This is a genomic window from Rhizobium sp. NPDC090275, assembly GCF_044772225.1.
Taxonomy (GTDB): Bacteria; Pseudomonadota; Alphaproteobacteria; order Rhizobiales; family Rhizobiaceae; genus Rhizobium.
The window spans coordinates 93,922-113,996 of sequence record NZ_JBIVYL010000001.1 but is presented as its reverse complement, the minus strand read 5'-3'; the positions used below and the strand labels follow the sequence as shown (position 1 = coordinate 113,996).

At 62.5% G+C, this 20,075-nt stretch carries 15 protein-coding genes; 5 read left to right on the top strand and 10 right to left on the bottom strand.

The genetic code is table 11. The annotated features are described in order from the left end of the window. Window positions 1-27: 27 nt before the first annotated feature. The 6 genes from ACIQUB_RS00470 to ung form a co-directional block, all read right to left on the bottom strand. Window positions 28-1,002 (bottom strand): NAD-dependent epimerase/dehydratase family protein, encoded by a 975-nt coding sequence (locus tag ACIQUB_RS00470; RefSeq protein ID WP_113235257.1) that lies wholly within the window; start codon window positions 1,000-1,002, stop codon window positions 28-30. Between the two features lie 15 nt (window positions 1,003-1,017). Beyond that, on the bottom strand, window positions 1,018-2,226 hold the full coding sequence (locus ACIQUB_RS00465; protein ID WP_113235255.1) for a glycosyltransferase family 4 protein: 1,209 nt from the start codon (window positions 2,224-2,226) through the stop codon (window positions 1,018-1,020). Window positions 2,227-2,444: 218 nt separating this feature from the next. After that, a complete protein-coding gene (locus tag ACIQUB_RS00460; RefSeq protein WP_113235253.1) occupies window positions 2,445-4,292 on the bottom strand; it encodes a Wzz/FepE/Etk N-terminal domain-containing protein in 1,848 nt (615 codons plus the stop codon). Window positions 4,293-4,446: 154 nt separating this feature from the next. Further along, window positions 4,447-5,055, bottom strand: a complete 609-nt coding sequence (locus ACIQUB_RS00455) for an alpha/beta hydrolase (protein ID WP_113235251.1) — start codon at window positions 5,053-5,055, stop codon at window positions 4,447-4,449. A 15-nt stretch (window positions 5,056-5,070) separates the two neighbouring features. Continuing rightward, window positions 5,071-6,003, bottom strand: coding sequence for a VOC family protein (locus ACIQUB_RS00450; protein WP_113235249.1), 933 nt, complete (start codon window positions 6,001-6,003; stop codon window positions 5,071-5,073). 139 nt (window positions 6,004-6,142) lie between these two features. Next, window positions 6,143-6,844 carry a uracil-DNA glycosylase gene (gene ung / locus ACIQUB_RS00445; RefSeq protein ID WP_113235247.1) on the bottom strand — a complete coding sequence of 234 codons (702 nt, stop codon included), beginning with the start codon at window positions 6,842-6,844 and terminating at the stop codon, window positions 6,143-6,145. 161 nt (window positions 6,845-7,005) lie between these two features. On the opposite strand from ung, the gene ACIQUB_RS00440 reads away from it, so the two are divergent. The 4 genes from ACIQUB_RS00440 (at window position 7,006) to ACIQUB_RS00425 (ending at window position 12,343) form a co-directional block, all read left to right on the top strand. Then, the gene (locus ACIQUB_RS00440) at window positions 7,006-8,430 is read left to right on the top strand and encodes a phosphomannomutase (protein ID WP_113235245.1); all 1,425 of its coding nucleotides are present in this window, start codon (window positions 7,006-7,008) and stop codon (window positions 8,428-8,430) included. A gap of 34 nt (window positions 8,431-8,464) precedes the next feature. Then, window positions 8,465-9,892, top strand: coding sequence for a mannose-1-phosphate guanylyltransferase/mannose-6-phosphate isomerase (locus ACIQUB_RS00435; protein ID WP_113235243.1), 1,428 nt, complete (start codon window positions 8,465-8,467; stop codon window positions 9,890-9,892). Window positions 9,893-9,987: 95 nt separating this feature from the next. Beyond that, on the top strand, window positions 9,988-11,301 hold the full coding sequence (locus ACIQUB_RS00430) for a UDP-glucose/GDP-mannose dehydrogenase family protein (RefSeq protein ID WP_113235241.1): 1,314 nt from the start codon (window positions 9,988-9,990) through the stop codon (window positions 11,299-11,301). 19 nt (window positions 11,302-11,320) lie between these two features. Beyond that, window positions 11,321-12,343, top strand: a complete 1,023-nt coding sequence (locus ACIQUB_RS00425) for an NAD-dependent epimerase/dehydratase family protein (RefSeq protein WP_113235309.1) — start codon at window positions 11,321-11,323, stop codon at window positions 12,341-12,343. Between the two features lie 3 nt (window positions 12,344-12,346). Here the strand turns inward: ACIQUB_RS00425 and ACIQUB_RS00420 are convergent, their stop codons facing one another. From ACIQUB_RS00420 to denD, 3 genes are all read right to left on the bottom strand, one after another. After that, on the bottom strand, window positions 12,347-14,113 hold the full coding sequence (locus tag ACIQUB_RS00420; protein WP_402928236.1) for a putative bifunctional diguanylate cyclase/phosphodiesterase: 1,767 nt from the start codon (window positions 14,111-14,113) through the stop codon (window positions 12,347-12,349). A gap of 173 nt (window positions 14,114-14,286) precedes the next feature. After that, window positions 14,287-15,183 carry an NAD(P)-dependent oxidoreductase gene (locus ACIQUB_RS00415; protein ID WP_402928234.1) on the bottom strand — a complete coding sequence of 299 codons (897 nt, stop codon included), beginning with the start codon at window positions 15,181-15,183 and terminating at the stop codon, window positions 14,287-14,289. Continuing rightward, window positions 15,180-16,166 (bottom strand): D-erythronate dehydrogenase, encoded by a 987-nt coding sequence (gene denD / locus ACIQUB_RS00410; RefSeq protein WP_113235237.1) that lies wholly within the window; start codon window positions 16,164-16,166, stop codon window positions 15,180-15,182. The genes ACIQUB_RS00415 and denD overlap by 4 nt, the downstream gene beginning before the upstream one ends. Before the next feature lie 175 nt (window positions 16,167-16,341). Between denD and ACIQUB_RS00405 the strand changes: the two genes are divergently transcribed. Then, on the top strand, window positions 16,342-16,674 hold the full coding sequence (locus tag ACIQUB_RS00405) for a DHCW motif cupin fold protein (RefSeq protein ID WP_018897047.1): 333 nt from the start codon (window positions 16,342-16,344) through the stop codon (window positions 16,672-16,674). Window positions 16,675-16,744: 70 nt separating this feature from the next. Here ACIQUB_RS00405 and ACIQUB_RS00400 read toward each other — a convergent pair whose 3' ends face one another. Next, window positions 16,745-19,948, bottom strand: coding sequence for an efflux RND transporter permease subunit (locus tag ACIQUB_RS00400; RefSeq protein ID WP_113008356.1), 3,204 nt, complete (start codon window positions 19,946-19,948; stop codon window positions 16,745-16,747). Between the last annotated feature and the right edge of the window lie 127 nt (window positions 19,949-20,075).

The following is a 20,075-nucleotide window of genomic DNA, read 5'->3' as shown; positions in this document are numbered from 1 at the left end:
GCCTATCACACTGGGGAAAGCCGCTTCTCACGCAGCGCTCCGTAGAAGCTGGTTTTCGATCCACGCATAGGTCTTCTCCAGGCCGTCCATCAGGCTCTGCGTCGGCCGCCAGTGGAGGGTCTCTGCAATCAACCTGTTGTCCGATCTGCGGCCGCGAACGCCCATGGGGCCAGCGACATGCCGCTTGTGCAGCCGCTTGCCGGCGATCTCGCACACCATGTCGACGAGGCGGTTGATGCTCACCATTTCCTCGGAGCCGATATTGACCGGCCCGGCAAAATCCGAGTGCATCAGCCGGATCGTGCCCTCGATGCATTCGTCGATGTAGAGGAAGGAGCGGGTCTGCAGGCCATCGCCCCAAATCTCGATCTCACCGCCATGATCCGCCTGCGCCACCTTCCGGCAGATCGCCGCCGGCGCCTTTTCCCTGCCGCCGTCCCAGGTTCCCGATGGGCCGAAGATGTTGTGGTAGCGGGCGATGCGGCAGGTCATGCCGTAGTTGCGGGCATAGGACTGATAGAGCCGCTCCGAGATCAGCTTTTCCCAACCGTACTCGCTGTCCGGTGCTGCGGGATAGGCGGACGTTTCCTCGCAGTTCGGGTTGTCTGGATCAGCCTGGTTGACCGCGGGATAGACGCAGGCCGACGACGAGAAGAATACGCGGCCAACGCCGCGCCGGCGGCACAGATCGGCGACGTTGAGATTGATCGTTGCCGAATTGTGAATGATGTCGGCGTCGTGCTGGCCGGTGAAAATATAGCCGGCACCACCCATATCGGCCGCCAGCTGGTACATCTCGTGGAAATCGCGGTCGATCACCCGTTCGCAGACGTCGATCAGCCTCAGATCTCCAACGATGAATTCGTCGGCCACGCTTTCCTCATAATCAGGCAGTTTGAGATCGACGCCGCGAACCCAAAAGCCGTCGCGCTTCAGTCGGCGGACGAGGTGGCTGCCGATAAACCCTCCGGCGCCGCAGACAAGTGCAGTCTTCTCCAGCATGCAACGCCCCCAGCGCTAGATTGCCTGTTTCTCCATCTGATAGAGACCAGCGAAAATCGCCTCGAAACGGTCGGTGATCGGCTCGATCGCGAAATTGGCGCGGGCATAGGCAAGGCCGTTTGCCCCAAACCGGAGGCGCAGCGCGGCATCGCCGGCAAGCGCACGCAGATTGTCGATGAACGCCGCCGCATCACCAGGATCCGACGCAAGACCGGCACCGGCGCGCTCGATGAGCCGCCGGGCAAGGTTGTTGCGTGGCACGGAGGCCAAAACAGGCCGCCCGCAACCGAAATAGGTCAGCACCTTGGATGGCACGCAGAACGCCCCAGCCCCCTCTTCGATCATCGCGATCAGGATATCGGCTGACCCGAGCACATCGGGCAGATCGGCAAACGGCACCCACGGCTTTACGCGCAGATTGCGGACACCTTCCGCCGCCGCCTTGCGCGCCAGGCTTTCGGCAATCGCGCCCTCGGAATGAACGTCGATCGTAACAGGCAGCGCTTTCGCCGCCTGCAGCAGCAGATCGGGATTGTGCTTGTAGCCGAGCGTGCCGGCATAGACCGCCTCGATCTGGCCATCGCCTCTGCCGTTCTCGGACTGTTTCGGTCCGACCGATCGCATCTCATCCAGCGGCGCCCAGTTTTCGATGACGGAGAGCCGACCCGGCGCGATGCCGTTCTGCCGGAGATGTGGAACGAAATCGTCGGTGATCGCGACGACATGATCGCTTGCCCTCAGCAGACCGAATTCGAGCCGCTGATACCGTCGCGCCACCGCATTCCCGATCAGCGGAAACGCAGCGGGCAGGAAGCGGCCGATGGCCTCGCTGTAGATATCCTGCAGCCAGAACACGAACCGCGCTCCGCAGACGCGCGCGGCCTTGTGAATGACGGCCTGCGTGTCGAGCGGCGCATTGGCGGAAAGCACGATGTCAGGCCGAAACCGCCTGATCTCACCGGCCACCATCCGCCCGAACTCGATCTCTTGCGCCCTCCGCTTCAGGAGGCTCGATTTCTGGAACGGCTCGGACAATGAAAGGCCGGCAATACGAAACCCGGACGGATCATCCGGCCGCGCGGCAAGGTCACCCTTCGGCGTCTGGAAGCTTTCGGAATAGACGTGCAGAACCTCATGCCCTCGCCGCGCCAGCGCGCGCGCAAGCTGCACCTGAAACGGATGACCGGAATAATCGTGGACGAGAATGCGCCTTGCATGGACCATGCGTCGCTCTTCAACGAATGAGTGAAATCGCTATTTCAAATGCCTGCAATCAAGCGCCACGGAGAAAAATCGGGGCGCAGCCATGACGTGAATAAGGTTGCATTTATGAATGGATTAAACCTTTAGTAACGCAACCAGCATGTCAAGACGCCGTCACCGTTAAACGCCTGGATTGCACCTAAAGAGGTAGGCCAACGGGTCAACGGACACTGCTGAGACTACCCAGCATAGGCAGTGCGCCACAGCGGCTTGGCCTTGAAGCTGAACCAGCGGCGCTGGTCCTGCCCGTTCAGCACCGCGATCACGGGCGTGCCGCCGCCGACATTCCCCTTCAGCGCCGCCACAGCCTTTCGCGCGACGTTCTGCGGCGTCCGCGCCCAGCGCACCACGAAAAGCGCGACATCGCAGAGCCGGGCCAGATAAAGCGCATCCACCGCCGCCTCGACTGGCGGCGTGTCGATGACGACGTAATCGAAATGCAACCGCGCCCGAGCGAGAAGCGCCCGCACCCGCGCGCTCATCAGCAGCTCGTCGGTGGCAAACTCCGCCGGCCGCGCGCCCAGTATGACGGAGAGGTTCGTGGCGTGGTCGACATCCACCATACTGGCGAACCCAGGATCGGCCTCGCCGCGCAGCAGATTGACGAAAGCGGGCGTCGGCTCGCGATCGACATGGCGGTGAATGCTGGGCTTCCTGAGGTCGCAGTCGATGAGGAGCGTGCGCTTTCCGGCAAGCGCATAGGTCCGAGCCAGCGCGGTGGCGAGCGTCGATTTCCCCTCGCCCGGAAGGCTGGAGGACACCATGATCACGATGCCTTCCTCGCGGGCATCCTCCATCACGGGATGCCGGTTGAGAAGCGCCTGCTCGACCGACACCCGGATACGCCGGATCGATTCTGAAAAGACCGAGAGCGGCGCCGTCATGATCCGGTCGGAGAGCCCGCGCCCATGCGGCCGCTCCAGTTCGCCACCCTCCTCGTGCGGCACCACCGATGCCAACTGGATGTTCAGCACCGCCTCGACCTGGTCCTCCCCGGTAAATCCGCCAACGAAGAACTCCCGCAGGAAACCCGCCCCGATGCCGAAACCAAGCGCGACGAGGCTCATGACGGCAAGGATCGCAGCAACCCTCGGATACGATGGCTCGATCGGTGGCAACGCCTCGGAGATCACCCGACTGTCAGCCAGTTGCAGGCTGGCCTGCGCCTCGAAATCCTGCAGTCGCGTGAGGAGGTTCTGATATTGCGCCCGCGCAATCTCAGCCGATTGCTGCAGGCTGTAGAACTGCGTCAACGTCTCGGACGGTGTGGGCAGCTGCGGCGTGCTCGTAGGTGACGCGGCCGCCCGATTGAGTTGCGCATCGGCGACGCGCAGGCCGATATTGGCGTTCGTGAAGGCGTCGCGCATGCCGGCATTGGAGGCAAGGAAGCCATCCAACCGCCCTTCGTTGCTCGCAAGGCTGTCCTTGGCGGCGCTCACCCGTGCTTGCAGGCTGTTGCGGGCCGCGATCGTGCCCGCCACCTTGGCATCGACCTGATGCCTGATGTAGACCGAAGCCACCCGATTTGCGAGAAGCGCGGCCTTCCCGGCATCCTCGGATGTAACACCAACGGTAATGAGATAGGTCAGCCCCTCACGACGGACCCGGACCGCCTCCTTGAACGAGGCCAGCGTCTTGCGCTCGGCGTCATCGGTAGTGTGAGAGGATGCACCGCCGAAGCGAGCCAAGATGGCCGTAAGGTAGCCGGATCGGGATGCGAATTCCGGGTCATCAACCAGCTTCCCCTCGCGCACGACGTCGAGGAGCACCGCATCGGACTGCGCGATCCGCACCTCTCCTTCGACGCGCGCATTATCGGAAGCATTGGCGATTGCAGCACTATCCGGCGCCAACAGGTTCTTGGCGCTGGTGTCGACGACCACAAGCGCCTGCGCGGTATATCGCGGCGTCAACACCGTCAGGATGATAGCGGTGAGCGAGAGAATGGCTGCCGCGGTGGCCAAGACCACCCATATCTGGCGACGGAGAAGGCCCAAGATCATCCTGAGGTCGGCAATATCGCTCATACGAATGCATTCCTCGGAAAATGAGATCCTATACCCGCTCCAGTATCAATGATGAAAAATTACCACAGAAGATTGAAGGCATGACCCTAGATCAAAGTGGTAGCGCGCAGGAAGCCATCGGGCAGACCCCGAAAGGCCTGCCCGATGATTTGTCCTATCTATATGGCTCAAAGAGCGCCTTGATCGCATCGACCTCGTTCGGCCGGATCTCGTGTCCGCCGGGATGCCACACGGTCGTCACATCAGCCTTCTGGCGCTCATAGTAATCGGCCAGCGCCTTGGTAACCGGCACGGGGCTGATCGGATCGCGCTCGCCGGCGGTGATCAGCACCTTGCGTCCCGCCAGACCTGCGTTGGCCTTCGGCTGGAAGGGAATGAGCGGATGCATCAGCGCCGACGCATCGAACACCCCCTTCTCGATCAGCACGTTGGCGAGAATGTTGGCGCCGTTCGAAAAGCCAAGCCCGAGGATGGCTGACGCCTGGTGCTCCCTTGCGAGCTCGCTGACGTAACCAGCCATCTTGTCGGTCGCCCGCGCCAGATCGGCCATGTCGTAAACACCCTCGCCGGTGCGCTTGAAGAAGCGCGCGGCGCCGTATTCCGAGACATCGCCACGCGGCGAGACGATGGTTGCCTCGGGCAGGAGTTGCCGCACGAAGTCGAAGAACTGGTTCTCGTCTCCGCCCGTCCCATGCAGTGTAAAGAGAATAGGCTTGCCCGCAGCACCGGCATGCAGCCGGTGCACATATCCATGATCGGTCATATCGATATCCTTAGCTTATGCTTCCAGCGGTTCGAGGTGCTGTTCGAGCAGCGCGCGCAGATGCTCGTGCTGCGTCGGCAGCTTCAGCGCTTCGCCGAGATGCGCTGTATCCTCGTCCCGGTCGAAGCCCGGTTCGTTGGTGGCGATTTCAAACAGCACGCCGCCTGGCGTGCGGAAATAGATCGCCCAGAAGTAATCGCGGTCGATAACCGGCGTCACCTGATATCCGGTGTCCATCAGGGCTTTGCGGACCTCCAGCTGCTTCGCGCGGTTTTCGACGGCAAAGGCGACGTGATGCACCGAGCCCGCACCCGGAAGCGCCCGCGAGATGTTCGGCATCGTCTCAAGATCGATCAGATGCGCGCCGTTGCCGCCGGGAATGGTCAGGCGCTTGACGCCATCGCGTTCGTCCTGGACCTGATAGCCCATGAACTGTAAGAGTTCCGATGTCGCGCCGTCGTCGCGCAGCCGCATGGCAACCGAATGGAAGCCGCGGATCGCATGATCCTGATCAACGCCGCCATGCGTCCAGGGCAGACGGGTGTCATCCTTGACCTCGACCAGCGCGAAGCCGTCACCATCGGGACCGGCAAAGTTCAGCCGCTTCTCGCCGAATGTCTCCTCGGTCTTCAGACCCGTCACATTCAGCTTGGCGAGGCGATCGCTCCAGAAGCCGATCGAGCCCTCGGGAATGGAATAGACCGTCGTTCCGACTTCGCCGGTGCCCGGACGGCCCTGCGCCATCTTCGGGAACGGGAAGTAGGTCATGATCGTGCCCGGCGCGCCGTTCTCGTCGCCATAATAGAGGTGATAGACGTCGGGAGCGTCGAAATTGACGGTCTTCTTGACGCGGCGCAGGCCGAGCGCGTTGGTGAAGAATTGATTGTTCGTCTGGGCGTTCGCAGCCATCGACGTAACGTGGTGAAGACCCTTGATCTGGTCGAGCATTTGAGACCCCTTTCTGGCCCGCCTGGCGGGCTGTTCGATGGGTCATAGATGATCCTTATCCGGCCGTTGGAATAGTCCCAGCGACCGGAACGCATTGTCTACTTTTAGTGAACGACAAGGGGATGTCGTTCATCTCAAGCTATTCATCGGCAGGATTCTCGGGAAGCTGCCAGTCGATAGGCGAGCGGCCGTGTTTCTCGAGAAAGGCGTTGGCCTTGGAGAAGTGATGGCAGCCGAAGAAGCCGTTATGCGCCGAAAGCGGCGATGGATGCGGCGATTTGAGAACGAGATGTCTGGATGTATCGACGAACGCGGCTTTGCGCTGCGCATAGGCGCCCCACAATATGAAGACCACCGCATCGCATTCGTCGTTGACCTTGCGAATGACGGCGTCGGTGAAGGTCTCCCACCCCTTGCCCTGATGCGACGCGGCCTGCGCCTCCTCGACCGTCAGCACGCTGTTCAAGAGCAGAACGCCCTGCCGCGCCCAATGTTCGAGAAAGCCATGGCGCGCCGGAACGATACCGAGATCGGCCTGCAACTCCTTGTAGATATTGACCAGCGACGGCGGAATTCTGATGCCCGGCTGCACGCTGAAGCACAGGCCATGCGCCTGGCCCGCGCCGTGATAGGGGTCCTGCCCGAGGATCACGACCTTCACATCGTCGAGCGGTGTCAGATCAAGAGCCCTGAAATATTCCGATCCCTTGGGAAAAATCCGTTTCCCCATCTGCTTTCGCTCGATAAGGAAGTTTTTCAGGCTTTGCATGTAGGGCTGTTCGAACTCGGTGGACAAGGCGCTCTTCCAGCTGTCTTCGAGTGCGATGGTCTGTTCATTCATGCAATTGCCTCCACCGGCTCGCCAAAAACGAGCGACTAACTTGCGTCGAAAAGGGATTTGGCGGACATTTTACCGGTCGCCGGCCATCAAAGTTTACGAACTTTGAGTAGTCTGCTTTCAAAACACGGTCGAATTCAAGCGTTGCCGAGGGCTTATTCATAATGAAATTTGGGACAAGCGGGCTTCGCGGCCTTTCCGAGGATTTGAAAGGCCGGGCTTCGGCGCTCTATGCGACGGCGTTCGGGCGCTATCTCCTCGAAAGCGGCCGGGCGAAGGCGGGAGACCCGATCCTTATTGGACGTGACTTTCGCGATTCCAGCCCCGAGATATCAGCCGACTGCATCAAGGCGCTCGGCAAACTCGGCTTTGCGATGATCGATTGCGGCACCGTGCCGACGCCGGCGCTGGCGCTTTACGGCCTGCATCTCGGCGCCGCCTCGCTGATGATCACCGGCTCCCACATCCCCGCCGATCGCAACGGCATCAAGTTCTATCGGCCGGATGGCGAGATCGACAAGGCCGACGAGGCTGCGATCACCGCCGCCGCCGCCGATCTCGACCGCACCGGCTTCGAATGGCCGCTGAGCAACCGGCAAGCCGAGGATCGGTCGGCCGAGTGTCTCGCTCTCTTCACGGAGCGCAACGCCAGCCTGTTGCCCGCCAATACGCTTGCCGGCCTGAAGGTCGGCGTCTACCAGCACAGCACCGTCGCCCGCGATCTCATGGTCGACCTGCTCGAACACTTCGGCGCTCAAGTCACGGCCTTCGCGCGCTCCGAACACTTCATTCCTGTCGACACCGAAGCCGTCTCGGAAGAGACCATTGCACTGCTGAAGCAGGCAGCAACCGACCATGGCCTCGACGCCATCGTGTCTGCCGATGGCGATGGCGACCGGCCGCTGGTCACCGATGAAACCGGTACGCCGCTGCGCGGCGACCTTCTCGGCCTGATCGCCGCCAACTTCCTCGGCGCCGATGCCGTGGTGACACCGGTGACCTCCAACTCCGGCATCGAAGCTTCAGGATCGTTCAGCGTCATCCGCACCCGCGTCGGATCGCCCTTCGTGATCTCAGGCATGCAGGAGGTGATTACGTCGGGCAAGACCGGCGTCGTCGGCTTCGAGGCCAATGGCGGCACGCTGGTGGCAAGCGACTTCGAGCTCAACGGCACCACGCTGCTGGCCTTGCCGACCCGCGATTGCTTCCTGCCTGTTCTGGCGACGCTGGCGCAGGCAGCCGCAAACAAGCGCCCCTTGTCGGTCATCGCATCGGGCTACGGCCTCCCCTTCGCCGCCGCCGACCGGCTTGAGAACTTCCCGGTCGAGACCAGCTCCAAGCTGATGGCGCATCTGCGTGCAAGCCCCGCCAATCTCTCCGACTTCCTGCGGTCGATCGGCCAAGTCGAACGCACCAGCGACATCGACGGCCTGCGCGTGACGCTTGCCGACAAGCGCATCATCCACTTCCGTCCCTCTGGCAATGCGCCGGAAATGCGCTGCTACGTGGAAGCGGAGACGGAGAGCGCTGTCACCGACCTTCTTGCAGCCGGTCTCGGGCGCATCCGCGCCTGGGCAAGCGCAAACTGATCAACGATTAAAGACCATTCGAGGACACATCCAGATGACGCAGAAGATCGTTCCGGTAATCATGGCAGGCGGCAAGGGCACGCGTCTGTGGCCGCTGTCGCGCGCCGCCGCCCCCAAGCAGTTCATCCGCTTCATCGGCGACACGACGCTGTTCCAGGACACATTGCTGCGGGTCTCGGACAAGGCGCTCTATGAGCCGGCGATCGTCATCACCAACGAGGAGTTCCGCTTCCTCGTCGCCGAGCAGGCCCGCGAACTCGATATCTCGCTGTCAAGCATCCTTCTGGAGCCGATGGCGCGCAACACCGCCGCCGCCGTTGCCGCAGCCGGCGCGCTGGTGCGTGAACGCTTCGGCGAGAGCGCCATCATGCATGTGCTCGCCTCCGACCATGAGATCGACGCCGACCAGGTCTACTTCGACGCGGTACGCGCAGCGATCGCCGCCGCATCCGCGGGCAAGCTCGTCACCTTCGGCATAAAGCCGACGGAGCCCGCAACCGGCTATGGCTATATCGAAGGCGGCGAGGCGCTGCCGAGCGGCGCGCTGTCAGTCAAACGCTTCATCGAGAAGCCGCCGCTTGAAAAAGCCGAGGAGATGCTGGCATCCGGCGGCTTCTACTGGAACTCCGGCATGTTCATGTTCCCGGTCGCCAAGCTGCTGAGCGAGATGACCACGTTTGCCCCCGATGTCCTCAAGGCCGCAGGCGAAGCCATCGCTCGAGGCGTCAAGGATCTCGACTTCATCCGCCTCGACAAGGCGGCATTCGCTCAAAGCCCGGATATCTCGATCGACTACGCGGTCATGGAGAAGACCAAGAACGCAGCCGTCGTTCCCTCTCCCTTCCAATGGTCGGATCTCGGCAGCTGGGACGCGATCTGGAAGAGCGGCAATCCTGACGAAAAGGGCAATGTCGCCGCCGAAAACACCACTGTCGTCAATACCCGCAACTCGCTGGTCATGACCCACGGCGTGCATCTCGCGGTCAACGGCATGGACGACGTCGCCGTCATCGCCAGCGAAGATGCCGTCTATGTCGGCCACCTCAAGGACAGCCAGGACGTCGGCGCGATCGTCAAGATGCTGGCCTCCAAGCCGGCGACATCAAAGCTTACCGAGACGCACCCGACCTCCTACCGTCCCTGGGGCGGTTACACCTCGATCTTCAACGGCGACCGCTTCCAGGTGAAGCGCATCTTCGTCACCCCAGGCAAGAAGCTGTCGCTGCAGAAGCATCACCATCGCTCCGAGCACTGGATCGTCGTCAAGGGCACGGCTGAGGTCACGATCGGCGAGAACGTGCAGATGCTGCGCGAAAACGAATCGGTCTACATACCCCTTGGCGAAGTCCATCGCCTGGCCAATCCGGGCAAGATCCTGCTCGAGCTAATCGAAGTCCAGACCGGCTCCTATCTCGGCGAAGACGACATCATCCGCATCGTCGACGAGTTCGGCCGCAACTGAGCTCGTGGTTGTCTTGAACTTATAAAATTACCTCTGTAACACCATCATGGCCTTGCCATCAGGCAGGGCTGTGATCGGTGTTTGAGGAAATTTCCATGCGTATTGTGATGATCGGCTCGGGCTATGTCGGCCTTGTCTCGGGGGCCTGCCTCGCGGATTTCGGCCATCATATCACCTGTGTCGACAAGTCGGCGGCCAAGATCGATGCGCTAGAAGCAGGCGAAGTGCCGATCTTCGAACCCGGCCTCGATACCATCATCGCGCAGAACCGTAGCGCCGGACGTCTGGATTTCTCCAAGGATCTCGCAGCCCCCGTCGCCGCTGCCGACGTCGTCTTCATCGCGGTCGGCACGCCCTCGCGCCGTGGTGATGGCCACGCCGACCTCAGCTACGTCTATGCCGCCGCGCGTGAAATCGCCGCATCCGTCGAAGGCTTCACCGTCGTCGTGACCAAGTCGACGGTTCCCGTCGGCACCGGCGACGAACTCGAGCGCATCTTCCGCGAAGAGTTTCCCGACAAGGACATCGAAGTCGTGTCCAACCCGGAATTCCTGCGCGAAGGTGCCGCCATCACCGACTTCAAGCGCCCCGACCGCATCGTGCTCGGCACCGAGGAGCCGCGCGCCATCGAGGTCATGCGCGAAGTCTACCGCCCGCTCTATCTCAACGAAGCCCCGCTCTATTTCTGCGAGCGCCGCACCTCCGAGCTGATCAAGTACGCGGCCAACGCGTTCCTCGCCATGAAGATCACCTTCATCAACGAGATCGCCGATCTCTGTGAACAGATCGGCGCCGACGTGCAGAAGGTCGCCAAGGGCATCGGCATGGACAAGCGCATCGGCGACAAGTTCCTGCATGCCGGCCCAGGCTACGGCGGCTCGTGCTTCCCGAAGGACACGCTGGCGCTGGTCAAGACCGCGCAGGATCATGACAGCCCGATGCGGCTGATCGAGACCACCGTCGCCATCAACGACAACCGCAAACGCGCCATGGGCCGAAAGGTGGTCGCCGCCTGCGACGGTAACGTGCGCGGCAAGAAGATCGCCATCCTCGGCCTGACCTTCAAGCCGAACACCGACGACATGCGCGACGCGCCCTCGATCACCATCATCCAGGCGCTGCTCGACGGCGGCGCGGCGGTCCACGTCTACGATCCCGAGGGGATGGACGCGGCGAAAGACTTGCTCGGCCCGGTCGTCTACGGCAAGGATCCCTATGAGATCGCCGAGGGCGCCGATGCGCTGGTGCTGGTCACCGAATGGGAAGAGTTCCGCGCGCTCGACTTCAAGCGGCTGAAGACCTTGGTCAAGACGCCGGTGCTGGTCGATCTGCGCAACATCTATCCGATCGCCGAAGTCACCAGACACGGCTTCAGCTACTTCGCGGTCGGCAAGAAGAGCAAGGCATAACCAAAAGCAGGGCATGAGCATGCGGTATTTCATCACCGGAACGGCCGGTTTCATCGGCTTCCATCTCGCGCGCCGGCTGCTACAGGACGGCCACGAGGTCACCGGCTTCGATGGCATGACGCATTATTACAACATCAAGCTCAAGCATATGCGCAATGCCGCGCTTGCCCAGTTCCCGGCCTTCAAGCCGGTGACGGCGATGCTGGAGGATCGCGCCGCACTCGAACAGGCGGTAGCAGTCGCCAAGCCCGACGTGATGATCCATCTCGCCGCCCAGGCCGGGGTGCGCTACAGCAACGAGAACCCGCAAGCTTACTTGAACTCCAACCTGATCGGCTCCTGGAACATCCTGGAGATCGCCAAGAACACCGGCGTCTCCCACCTGATGCTGGCCTCGACCTCCTCGATCTACGGCGCCAATCCGACCGTTCCCTTCCACGAGACCGACCGCGCCGACGAGCCGCTCACCTTCTACGCCGCGACCAAGAAGTCTATGGAGCTGATGGCGCACAGCTACGCTCATCTCCACAAGATCCCGACCACGGCCTTCCGCTTCTTCACCGTCTACGGCCCCTGGGGCCGGCCGGACATGGCGCTCTTCAAGTTCGTCAAGAACATGCTGGAGGGCCAACCGATCGAGATCTACGGCGAAGGCAAGATGAGCCGGGACTTCACCTATATCGACGATCTCGTGGAGGCCGTTGTGCGTCTCTCGGCCGTCGTTCCCGCCGAGAGCAATCGCGTAGCATCGGAGAAGGTCGAGACGCTCTCGCATCAGGCGCCGTTCCGCATCGTCAACATCGGCGGCGGCCAGCCGATCAGCCTGCTCGACTTCGTCGAAACGGTGGAGAAAGCACTCGGCCATCCGGCCAAGCGCGTCATGCTGCCGATGCAGCAGGGCGACGTACCGCGCACCTATGCCAGCCCCGATCTCTTGCAGGCGCTGACCGGCTACACACCGAGCACCTCGCTCGAACAGGGTGTGGCGGCTTTCGTGGAGTGGTATCTCGAAGCGCGCGGCGAACTCGGCACCGCTGCCTAATCCTCAACCCGCGACCAGCGCCGAAAACTTGGCGTCAATCTCGGCAGCCGGCGCGGGCCTGCTCAGCGCAAACCCTTGCAGAGCATCGCATCCAAGCTTGGCCAGCGTCGCCGCATGCCGCTCGGTCTCGACGCCCTCGGCGATCACCTTGACGCCAAGCGCCTTGGCAATCTCGATGATCGACTTCACCACCCGCCGCTGCTCGTCGGACGTATCGATCGCATCCACCAGCTGGCGGTCGATCTTCAGCCGCGTCGGGCGCAGCCTGACGAGGCCGATCAGCGAGGCATGGCCGGAGCCGAAATCGTCGATCTCGATCTCGATGCCCATCAGCTTGATCCGGTCGACGCTCTGCATCATCTCGTCGTCGCAGTCGTCGAGAAAGATCGTCTCGATCAGCTCGAAAACGATCGAATTATCAGGGATATCAAGTGCTTCCAGATCACTGATCAAAAGCGGATCATAAAGCCGCTGCCCTGAAATATTCACCGAAATCCTCGGCACATCGAAGCCACGCCGCTCCCATTCGCGGCGGTCCCTCAGGACGTGCCGGAGGATCGAAGCGTCGATTTCGGCGGTCAGCCCATGCTCGTCGGCCACCTTCAGGAAATCCGCCGGCGCCAGAATGCCCCTTTCCTTGTGACGCCAGCGCGCCAGCGCTTCGAGCCCGACGATCTCCCGCGTGCGCGCGTCGAATTGCAGCTGGTAGTAGGGAACGATTTCGCCTGCCGTCAGCGCCAGCTTGAGCTCCTCGGCGATCCGCCGCTTGCCCATCAGCTCGTCCTTCAGCCGCTGCGTGAAGAACTCGATACGGTCGCGCCCGCTGCTCTTGGCCGCGTAAAGCGCCATGTCGGATTCGGCCAGAAGATTGGTATCGCCGCGATCCGCCGACCATGAAATGCCGATCGAACTACCCGATTGCAGCATCTCGTGGCCGAAGCGGATCTTCTTGCGCAACCGCTTCTGCACACGGCGCGCAATCTCCCGCAATTCGTCCATGCTTTCGAAATTGACGAGCACGATGACGAATTCGTCGCCGCCGATGCGCGCCGCCATCCCGGTTTCCGGCAGCACCGCGGCGATCCGCAAGGCTGCCGCGCGCAGCACCGCATCGCCGGCGGCGTGGCCGTAGCTGTCATTGATCTGCTTGAACTCGTCGAGGTCGAGATGCAGCACCGCCAGCGTCGAGACACTTTCGTCTTCGGCGAGCTCGGCGATCCGCTTGTCGAAGAAGCGCCGGTTCGGCAGGCTGGTCAGGTAGTCGTGCTCGGCCGCATGCTCGATGAGCGCTGTGCTTTCCTCAAGCGCCAGCGCGCGGGCCTCCGCGACCTCCCGCTGCCGCGCGGCTTCAGCGTTTAAAAGCACGTCGGCGGTCACATCCCATTCCGCACCGATGAATGAGGGCGCTCCTTCCTCGCTCACATAGAAATGCGCGCGCGAGCGGATGTAACGGATCTCTCCATTCGGCCAGATGATCCGGAACTCCGAATTATACTGGCCGCGCTTGGCGATGGCGTCGTTGAATTCCCGGGTGGCACGCGCGCGATCATCGGGATGGATCGCGTTCGACCAGATCGAGGTCGGCACGGGCCCGCTGCGCTGGCCCGTGCGGTAGAGGCGATGCATCTGCACGTCCCAGGAGATCTCGTTCGATCGCAGGTCATGCTCCCAGACACCGATCTGCGACGCATCGAGCGCAAGCTCCAAACGCCGTAGAAGATCTTGAAACTCCCGCTCAGAGCGTATGGAGTTCTTAGATGCCAAAGCCATTCATGCCTCACGCCACGTCAAAGCGAAATCCATCCCCACTGCCCGGCGGCAACCACAATCACCTACCAGTGATTGCCAAGTGTGACATTAATTAGAACACCCTAAAAATCTATCAATGATTGCATGCTGGCGCGCCAGCACTATTTATTGTTCGTCAGGGACCGTACCGACCATCAGGATTTTCCGCCTTCGCGGCCCGACTTCCGCTCCAGATGCAGCAGCAATCCGCTGTGATCCGTATCGCCATTGCCATCCTCGACGAACGCGGCAAACTCCGCGCGCACGGCCTCGGTCAGCGGCAAGGTGAGCGCCAGGCTTTTCGCCTCGGCGACGATATTGTTGAGATCCTTCAGCTGCAGCCTCGAAGGGCCGGCGCCGCCGAAATTGCGCTCCACCATACGTTGACCGTGGATCTCAAGAATTCGGCTCTCGGCAAAGCCGCCCCGGATCGCGCGGCGAAACGCCTCCGCCGACCCGCCACCGGCCTCAACCAGCATCATCGCCTCGGCCACAGCGCCGATGGTGATCGCCACGATCTGCTGGTTGCCGAGCTTTGCGAGTTGGCCGGTGCCGCTCGGCCCGACATGCGTCACCCGGCCGAGCGCGGAAAACACATCAGACAGAGCATCGACGACATCGGCGCTACCGCCCGCCATGATCGCAAGCGTACCGGCCGAAGCGCCGACGACACCACCGGAAACCGGCGCATCGAGATGGCGGATGCCGCGTTCACTGAGCCTCGCCGCATGATCCCGCGCCGCTTCAGGCGTGATCGAACTGCAATCGATGACGACCGCGCCGGGTGCGAGCGCCTGCGCGACACCTTGCGAAAACAGGACGTCACCAACAGCATTGCCATCGCTGAGCATTGTGAAGACAACCGACGCGCCCTCAACGGCCAAAGCCGCTGTCGTCGCAACTGCGGCACCATCGGCTCTCAGCACTTCGGCCTTGGCGATGTCACGGTTCCAGGCGGTGACGGCAAATCCGGCATCGAGCAGACGCCGCACCATCGGCGCGCCCATCAGCCCGGTGCCCAGAAACGCGATCGCCCGTTGTTGACTGCTCATCGGATACTGCCTTCCATTTCATCTTCTATATGCACGCGAATGATGTCTTCGAAGCTCGTCTCGGCCACAAAGCCGAGGCGCGTTGCCCGCTCCGGCGCGAAGGCCCGGGCCCAGCCGCCGACGATCCTCATAACCAACTCGTCCGGCTCCCGCCGGATCAGCGCCACCGCCTTGTCGCCCGCGATCGCACGCAAGGCCTCGATCTGCTCGCCGACAGAGGCGCTGACACCGGGCATGGTCAGGCTTCGCTGCGCGCCGAGCGGCTCGAGATCGATGCTGGCGGCGTGGATCAGAAAACCGACCGCCGAACGTGGCGACGCATGCCAGTGGCGCACCGTATCCGGCACCGGAAGGGTCGCCGGCTGTCCCGCCAGCGGCTCGCGGATGATGCCGGAGAAGAAACCGGAGGCCGCCTTGTTCGGCTTGCCCGGCCGGACACAGATCGTCGGCAACCGGATACCGACACCGTCGATGAAGCCGCGACGCGTATAGTCGGCGAGCAAAAGCTCGCTCATCGCCTTCTGCGTGCCGTAGCTCGTCAGCGGCGTCAGATTGAAATCGTCGGGGATGACATCGGGCATCGGCGCGCCGAAGACGGCGATGGAGGAGGTGAAGACCACGCAGGGACGATAGCCATCCTGCAGATGCGCCAGGCGGATCGCCTCGAACAGCGCCCGCGTCCCCTCGAGATTGATGCCGTAGCCTTTCTCGAAATCGAGCTCGGCCTCCGCCGAAACGATGGCCGCGAGGTGGAAGATGATATCCGGCCGCGACCCGACGATCAGCGCCGCCTGCCCCGGCTGCGAGATATCGGCCGCACTCGCATCCACCCGCCCGGCAAAGCCGACAGGTGCCGCCGGCGCCACGACATCGACGAGCGTCAGCCGCCCGATCGTCTGTCCGGACAGTTGCCCGTCGGACACCAGCCGTTCGGTGAGCTTGCGCCCGATCATGCCGGCAGCGCCGATGATTGCGATATGCATGGAACCTCCTCTTGTGACAGGCGGCGAAGCAGCAACCACCCGTATCCCCTCACAATTGATAGGGCCGCCCGCGCCGATGCAAGCTCAAAAAGCCATGCTGCATTGCAAACAAAATGCTGGACATATCCCGCCGGATCCGTGAACCCGGGCGACGAAACACGCAAGGATCCCCACGATGAAACTTCCCCCGCTCCCCTACACCTCGCTCGATTGGCATGCGCTTCCGGCCACCGAACACAAGGGCGAAACCGGAACGGCCACATGGAGAACGCTGAACAACGGCGATGTCCGCATGCGCATCGTCGAGCTCTCGCCGGGCTACCTGGCCGACCACTGGTGCGACCGCGGCCACATCGTCTACGTGCTCGAGGGAGAGGTGACGAGCGAGCTGAAGGACGGCCGCAGCTTCGTGATGAAGCCTGGCATGGGATACACGGTCTCCGACCACGGTGACGCCGCCCACCGATCCAGGACGACATCCGGCGCCAAGATGTTCATCATCGACTGACCGCTCCTTCAAAACAAAAAAGGGCGGAACTCGCGTCCCGCCCTTTGCTCTATTTATCTGTATCGGAAGCCTATTCGGCCGCCATCCGGATCACCTCGGCCCCACCGTGGCCGTTGTGGTCGTCGTCCTTGTGCTGCACCAGCGGACGGTTGCCCGCCAGCTTGCGGATCAGCACGTAGAACACCGGCGTCATAAAGATGCCGAAGAAGGTGACGCCGATCATGCCAGAGAACACCGCCACACCCATGGCGGCACGCATCTCGGCACCCGCGCCGGTCGAGACGACGAGCGGCACGACACCCATGATGAACGCCATGGACGTCATCAGGATCGGGCGCAGACGCAAGCGGCTGGCCTCGACCGCCGCCTGAACAGGCGTACGGCCTTCGAATTCCAGCTCGCGGGCGAACTCCACGATCAGGATCGCGTTCTTCGCCGAGAGACCGACAAGGACGATCAGGCCGATCTGGGTGAAGATGTTGTTGTCTCCACCGGTGAGCCAGACGCCCGTCAAGGCGGCCAGCACGCCCATCGGCACGATCATGATGATCGCCAATGGCAGTGTCAGGCTTTCATACTGGGCAGCCAGCACGAGATAGACGAGCAGCAGCGCCAGCGGGAAGACGAGCACGCCCGAGCTACCGGCCAGAATCTGCTGGTAGGTCAGATCCGTCCACTCGAAGCCGATGCCCTTCGGCAGCGTTTCGTCGGCGATCCGCTCGATGGCCGCCTGTGCCTGCCCGGACGAGAAGCCCGGTGCCGGACCGCCATTGATATCGGCGGCGAGGAAGCCGTTGTAGCGGGTCGTGCGTTCCGGTCCCGTCGTGGCATCGACCTTCAGCAGCGCCGACAGCGGGATCATCTGCCCCGAGGCCGAGCGCACCTTCAGTTGGCCGATATCATCGGCATGAGCGCGGAACTGCGCGTCTGCCTGCACGCGGACGCTATAGGTGCGGCCGAATGCATTGAAGTCGTTGACGTAGAGCGAGCCCAGATAGATCTGCAGCGTTTCGAAGACATCGGTCACCGACACGCCGAGCTGTTCGGCCTTGGCGCGATCGAGGTCAGCGTAGAGCTGCGGCACGTTGATCTGGTAGCTCGAGAACAGGCCGGCCAGCTCAGGCGTCTGATACGCCTTGGCGAGGAAAGCCTTGGTTGCTTCGTCCAGCGCGTTGTAGCCCAGGCCCGCCCGGTCTTCGAGCTGCAGCTTGAAACCACCCGTCGTGCCCAGACCCTGGACCGGCGGCGGCGGGAACATGGCGATGAACGCATCCTGGATCGCGCCGAATTTCTGGTTGAGCGTCATGGCGATCGCTCCGCCTGAGAGATCGGGCGTCTTGCGCTCCTCGAACGACTTCAGCTTGACGAAGACGACACCGGCGTTCGAGCCGTTGGTGAAGCCGTTGATCGAGAGGCCGGGGAACGCGATGGCGTGTTCGACGCCGGGCGTTGCAAGGGCGATATCGCTCATCCGCTTGATCACGTCTTCGGTGCGGTCAAGGCTGGCGGCGTCGGGCAGCTGCGCGAAGCCGATCAGGTACTGCTTGTCCTGCGCCGGCACGAAGCCGCCGGGAACGGCGTTGAACAGGCCATAGGTCGCACCGGCAAGCGCCAGATAGATCACCATGACGATGCTCTTGCGCGACACCAGCCCGCCGACACCCTTACCGTAGGCATTGGAGCTGGCGCTGAAAGCGCGGTTGAAGCCGCGGAAGAACCAGCCGAACACGAAGTCCATGCCGCGCGTCAGCCAATCCTTCGGCGCATGGTGACCCTTCAGAAGAAGGGCGGCCAGAGCCGGGGAAAGCGTCAGCGAGTTGATGGCGGAAATCACGGTCGAGATGGCGATCGTCAGCGCGAACTGGCGATAGAACTGGCCCGACAGACCAGTGATGAACGCCAGCGGCACGAACACCGCCACCAGCACCAGCGCGATCGCGATGATCGGGCCGGACACTTCCTTCATGGCCTTGTAGGTAGCGTCGCGCGGCGAAAGGCCGTTCTCGATGTTGCGTTCGACGTTTTCGACGACGACGATCGCGTCGTCCACGACGATACCGATCGCAAGCACGAGGCCGAACAGGCTGAGCGCGTTGATCGAGAAGCCGAACACATACATGACCGCGAAGGTACCGATGATCGAGACCGGAACCGCGATCAGCGGAATGATCGAGGCGCGCCATGTCTGCAGGAACAGGATGACGACGATGACGACGAGCGCGATGGCTTCGAGCAGCGTGTCGACGACCTTCTCGATCGAAGCGCGGACGAACTGCGTGGTATCGTAGACGATCTCGTACTTCACGCCTTCAGGCATTGCCAGCTGCAGCTCGTCCATGGTCTTGATGACCTGGTCCGAGATCGTGATGGCGTTGGAGCCGGGCGCCTGGAAGACGGGGATAGCGACGGCCGACTTACTGTCGAGCAGCGAGCGCAACGAGTAGTCCGAGGCGCCGAGTTCGACGCGTGCGACGTCGCGCAGACGCGTGATTTCGCCGTTGGCGCCGCTCTTGACGATGATGTTGCCGAACTCCTCGGGCGTCTGCAGACGACCCTGGGCGTTGACGTTCAGCTGGATATCGACACCGGTGAGGCTTGGCGACGCGCCGATCGTGCCGGCAGCCGCCTGCACGTTCTGGGCGCGGATGGCATTGGTGATGTCGCTCGCCGCCAGATTATGCTCGGCCGCCTTCTGCGGGTCGATCCAGATGCGCATCGAATAGTCGCCCGACCCGAAGATCTGCACCTGGCCGACGCCCTCGATGCGGGCAAGCCGGTCCTTGACGTTCAGGACGCCATAGTTGCGCAGATAGGTGATGTCGTAGCGATTGTCCGGCGATGTCAGGTTCACCACCATCATCAGGTCGGGCGAACTCTTGACTGTCGTGATGCCGAGCGCGCGCACCTCGGTCGGCAGGCGGGGTTCTGCCTGTGAGACGCGGTTCTGCACCAGCTGCTGTGCCTGGTCGGGATTGGTGCCGAGCTTGAAGGTCACCGTCAGCGTCATCACGCCGTCGGATGTCGCCTGGCTGGACATGTAGAGCATGCCCTCGACGCCGTTGATCTGCTCTTCGAGCGGCGTGGCGACGGTTTCGGCGATGACCTTCGGGTTGGCGCCGGGATAGGTGGCGCGCACGACGATCGATGGCGGAACGACTTCCGGGTATTCGGAAATCGGCAGCGATCGCATGCCGATCAGGCCGGCGACCACGATGAGGACCGATAGCACCCCGGCGAACACCGGGCGGTCAACAAAGAATCTGGAGATATTCATTTCAAAGCCCTCTCCGGGATGAAATTTGGGATGCAACGACCCTCTCCGGCGGTTGGGATACCGCCGGTAGGAACAGTCTGTGTATGAAAACCCCCTCTGGCCTGCCGGCCATCTCCCCCACAAGGGG

Excerpts from the sequence above, each read along its gene's own strand:
- ACIQUB_RS00470 (WP_113235257.1), bottom strand. The coding sequence starts at position 1,002 with ATGCTGGAGAAGACTGCACTTGTCTGCGGCGCCGGAGGGTTTATCGGC.
- ACIQUB_RS00465 (WP_113235255.1), bottom strand. The coding sequence starts at position 2,226 with ATGGTCCATGCAAGGCGCATTCTCGTCCACGATTATTCCGGTCATCCG.
- ACIQUB_RS00460 (WP_113235253.1), bottom strand. The coding sequence starts at position 4,292 with ATGAGCGATATTGCCGACCTCAGGATGATCTTGGGCCTTCTCCGTCGC.
- ACIQUB_RS00455 (WP_113235251.1), bottom strand. The coding sequence starts at position 5,055 with ATGACCGATCATGGATATGTGCACCGGCTGCATGCCGGTGCTGCGGGC.
- ACIQUB_RS00450 (WP_113235249.1), bottom strand. The coding sequence starts at position 6,003 with ATGCTCGACCAGATCAAGGGTCTTCACCACGTTACGTCGATGGCTGCG.
- ung (WP_113235247.1), bottom strand. The coding sequence starts at position 6,844 with ATGAATGAACAGACCATCGCACTCGAAGACAGCTGGAAGAGCGCCTTG.
- ACIQUB_RS00440 (WP_113235245.1), top strand. The coding sequence starts at position 7,006 with ATGAAATTTGGGACAAGCGGGCTTCGCGGCCTTTCCGAGGATTTGAAA.
- ACIQUB_RS00435 (WP_113235243.1), top strand. The coding sequence starts at position 8,465 with ATGACGCAGAAGATCGTTCCGGTAATCATGGCAGGCGGCAAGGGCACG.
- ACIQUB_RS00430 (WP_113235241.1), top strand. The coding sequence starts at position 9,988 with ATGCGTATTGTGATGATCGGCTCGGGCTATGTCGGCCTTGTCTCGGGG.
- ACIQUB_RS00425 (WP_113235309.1), top strand. The coding sequence starts at position 11,321 with ATGCGGTATTTCATCACCGGAACGGCCGGTTTCATCGGCTTCCATCTC.
- ACIQUB_RS00420 (WP_402928236.1), bottom strand. The coding sequence starts at position 14,113 with ATGGCTTTGGCATCTAAGAACTCCATACGCTCTGAGCGGGAGTTTCAA.
- ACIQUB_RS00415 (WP_402928234.1), bottom strand. The coding sequence starts at position 15,183 with ATGAGCAGTCAACAACGGGCGATCGCGTTTCTGGGCACCGGGCTGATG.
- denD (WP_113235237.1), bottom strand. The coding sequence starts at position 16,166 with ATGCATATCGCAATCATCGGCGCTGCCGGCATGATCGGGCGCAAGCTC.
- ACIQUB_RS00405 (WP_018897047.1), top strand. The coding sequence starts at position 16,342 with ATGAAACTTCCCCCGCTCCCCTACACCTCGCTCGATTGGCATGCGCTT.
- ACIQUB_RS00400 (WP_113008356.1), bottom strand. The coding sequence starts at position 19,948 with ATGAATATCTCCAGATTCTTTGTTGACCGCCCGGTGTTCGCCGGGGTG.